Genomic DNA, 3,020 nt, shown 5'->3' on the forward strand with positions numbered 1-3,020 from the left:
ACCACAGACCCCACACCGGGATCGGCGGCCAACGCCCCTCAGACCGTGTTCACAACCTCACGGGTCAATACAGCTAGAGCGCATCGAGACGGACTCAGAGATGGTCACCTTCGACCATGGCGAACCTGACGCATTCGGGCCCGGACACCTGGCGCTGGATCGCGGCCACTCCGAACGCCTCGCCATCACCGAGCTCACGGATCGCCCCGACGACGATGAGACTCGCGAAGTCATCGGATGGACCTACCAGGCGGAGGCGCGAGTGAACGGCGTCTGGGAGTCGCGCGGAGGAGGTCAGGTCGATCGCGCGGACGTCGAACGCCTCATCGCCTACGCGCGCGCGTGGGCGCTCCGCTGACGGACCAGCACCACTCACCGCGACCGCAATGCCGGTAATACTGGTATTGCATTCGACTCAGGACTTACATATAATATAAGTGGCGGGTGCGGTCGGGGGATGCGTACCCGCCACCCATGGCCGGTAATACCGGCATAACCAGTAATCCACGTAATACACGCACCAAGAGGAGCCGTCATGTCACACATCAGCCGAGTAGGAAACCTCGCCAGCACTCCGATTCTTCGTGAGGGGGAGAAGGGGTTTTACTGCTACGCGCGCGTCATTGTCTCCGACCGTCTGCGTACCGACGAGGGCGAATACTACGACGGTCCACCCACGGGGTACGACGTGCGAGTCACTGGCGACCTTGCCCGGCAGCTCGTCGCCACCGCCGAAGAGTCCGGCAACGTGCGCGTCCATTTCGAAGGCGACTACCGCGTCACCGAGTACACGCCCGAGGGGGGAGTGGCTCGCCTCCAGCATGAGGTCAAGGCCACCGAAGTCAGCATCAGTCTCCGCAACCAGCACGTCGTCGTGGTCCGCAACTAATCAGCACGGGGAGGGCCCGCGCCCTCCCCGAACAACCCCGCAAATACCCGCATTACCCACTATCCGCGTAATCCCGGCATTGCCGGTAAACTCTCACGCAAACGACCGGAGGCCCCTGTGACCGCTCAAATTCTCGCCTTCTGCAACCAGAAGGGCGGCGTCGGAAAGAGCACGACGACGTTCCAGCTCGCCCGGGCCGCGGTCCTTGCAGGCCGCCGCGTCCTCGCTATCGACAACGACCCCCAGGGCAACCTGACCAGCAACGCAGCGCGAGACACTGTGCCAGACGACCAAGCTGGACTCGCGGACGTGCTCAGTAGCCACACGACAGACACCATGCGCGACGTCATAGTCCCCGGCGTCTGGCCCGGCCTCGACGTCGTGCCGACGTCAGGCACCACCCTGGAATCGGTGCGCGACGAGCTCACGATCGCGGGTGCCGGTCGCGAAGCGCGACTCCGCAACGCTCTCGCCCCCGTCCTCGAGGACTACGACCTAATCCTGATCGACTGTGCCCCGTCGCTCGACCAGCTCACCGTCAACAGCCTCACAGCTGCGCACGGCGTCGTCGTCGTCACCCACACGAAAAAATGGAGCCTCGACGGCCTCTCCAAGCTGCTCGACACCATCGAGAGCGTGAAGACCTACTACAACGCAGGTCTACGTGTCGCAGGGATCATCGTCAACCACCACGAAGAACAAACACTTGGTGGCCGCCAATGGTTCGAAGAGCTCCACAAAGCGGCTGTAGAGCGCGAGCTGGCCGTGTTCACACCACCCATCCCCAAACGAGTCGTGATCGCAGACGCCACGGAGGCCTCCCTGGGCGTCGACGAGTTCGGCAGCGCCGAAGGGACAGCCCTGGCAGCCGTCTACGCCGCTCACCTCAACAGCATCGAAGGAGCACTCGCATGACGCGCCCCGCACCCCGCAAATCGACCCTCAGCGGCGCCAGCGTGGTCAAACCACCCGAGGTCACGCCAGCCAGCACCCCGGCACCTCCAACGGCCACCACTGCGCGCGCGAGTACCCCACCAGCACCGCGTGTCGCGGCGTCGGGCGAGCGACCGAAGAAGCGCAGACAACAGGAGAGCTACTACACCCAAGAAGAGGACCAGGACGGGCGCATTCGAGCGGCGTTCTTCGCGGGCAGGGACACGTACGGCTGGCGCAACATGTCGGACATGCAGCTGGAGACGATGATGAACCGCGTCGAAGCCCTGGAAGACGAGTTCAACGGGGGCCGGCCTTTCGAGGGGATGCCCCCAGGTACAGGACCCGTGGGCAAGCCCCTGGAGCGTTAAATCGTGGCCTTTGCCGCGCCAACGACAGCGAATGCCCCGGTGGTCACATGACCACCGGGGCATTCGTCGTCGATCGGCAGCAGGTCCTACGCGCTCAACCCGTGTTGTAACAGCCCACCGAGCGCGACGGCCGCCAACCCACACCACACCGGGAGGACGAGGGCGGTCGACAGGATGATGCCGTACATGGGGGACCCCTCCCGCCCAGCAGCATGCACGTGAGCGACCGGGCCAACGGAGTCAGAGCACCCGCCCTCAGCCTCAGCCAGCAAGGGTCAGCTCCTCACCAGTAAGACGCAACGGCGCATCGAGAATGACCAGCTGCGCATCGTCGAGCTGCACAATCCGCAGCTCGTCGCGATGCTCCTCGATGAATCGCGTGATCCGCTCATCCGGTGCGAACCGCGCATCGTCACCCACAACGATCGCGCGTACGTCCGCTGATGCGAGCTCATCGAGACTCGTAACGGCGAGCTCCGGCCAATATGGCCCGTACTGGTGCCCCGGCATCGACGCAACGAGGATCGCCCCATCGGCCGCCGGATCAGCAGCCAACGCCTCCTCCACCAGCGCAGCGCCTCGAGGCCGGTCCTCGCTGACATAGATCGTCATGCCAACCCCAACGGTGGCGGCCACCACGAGAAGAGCGACTCCGATGCCGCGGCCCACCCCCGTCACCCTCTCGCGGTTGCTCCTATCGAGCAGCGCCGCCACGCCCACCCCTGCCAGCACACACATGAGCCAGAACCATGTCATGTCGCAGGACATCGGTGACAGTTCTGTGTCAGGACATCGGTGACAGTTCCGGGGGTTTTGGTGGTGACACT

General features: G+C 64.5%; 5 protein-coding genes. 4 read left to right on the top strand and 1 reads right to left on the bottom strand.

The window, feature by feature from the left end:
- Nucleotides 1–100: 100 nt before the first annotated feature.
- The 4 genes from ACPYN9_RS17130 to ACPYN9_RS17145 all read left to right on the top strand — a co-directional run bounded on the left by ACPYN9_RS17130 (nt 101) and on the right by ACPYN9_RS17145 (nt 2,193).
- A complete protein-coding gene (locus tag ACPYN9_RS17130; protein ID WP_424468091.1) occupies nt 101–358 on the top strand; it encodes a hypothetical protein in 258 nt (85 codons plus the stop codon).
- 177 nt (nt 359–535) lie between these two features.
- Nucleotides 536–889, top strand: coding sequence for a single-stranded DNA-binding protein (locus ACPYN9_RS17135; RefSeq protein WP_424468093.1), 354 nt, complete (start codon nt 536–538; stop codon nt 887–889).
- 117 nt (nt 890–1,006) lie between these two features.
- Nucleotides 1,007–1,804: a ParA family protein gene (locus tag ACPYN9_RS17140; RefSeq protein WP_424468095.1), complete on the top strand. Its 798-nt coding sequence runs from the start codon at nt 1,007–1,009 to the stop codon at nt 1,802–1,804.
- Nucleotides 1,801–2,193, top strand: coding sequence for a ParB family protein (locus tag ACPYN9_RS17145; RefSeq protein WP_424468097.1), 393 nt, complete (start codon nt 1,801–1,803; stop codon nt 2,191–2,193). Before ACPYN9_RS17140 ends, ACPYN9_RS17145 begins: the two co-directional genes overlap by 4 nt.
- Before the next feature lie 261 nt (nt 2,194–2,454).
- Here the strand turns inward: ACPYN9_RS17145 and ACPYN9_RS17150 are convergent.
- The coding region (locus ACPYN9_RS17150; RefSeq protein ID WP_424468099.1) for a hypothetical protein at nt 2,455–3,020 on the bottom strand (566 nt) is incomplete at its 5' end.

The organism is Pseudoclavibacter helvolus (genome assembly GCF_049707175.1).
GTDB classification, from domain to species: Bacteria; Actinomycetota; Actinomycetes; order Actinomycetales; family Microbacteriaceae; genus Pseudoclavibacter; species Pseudoclavibacter helvolus_A.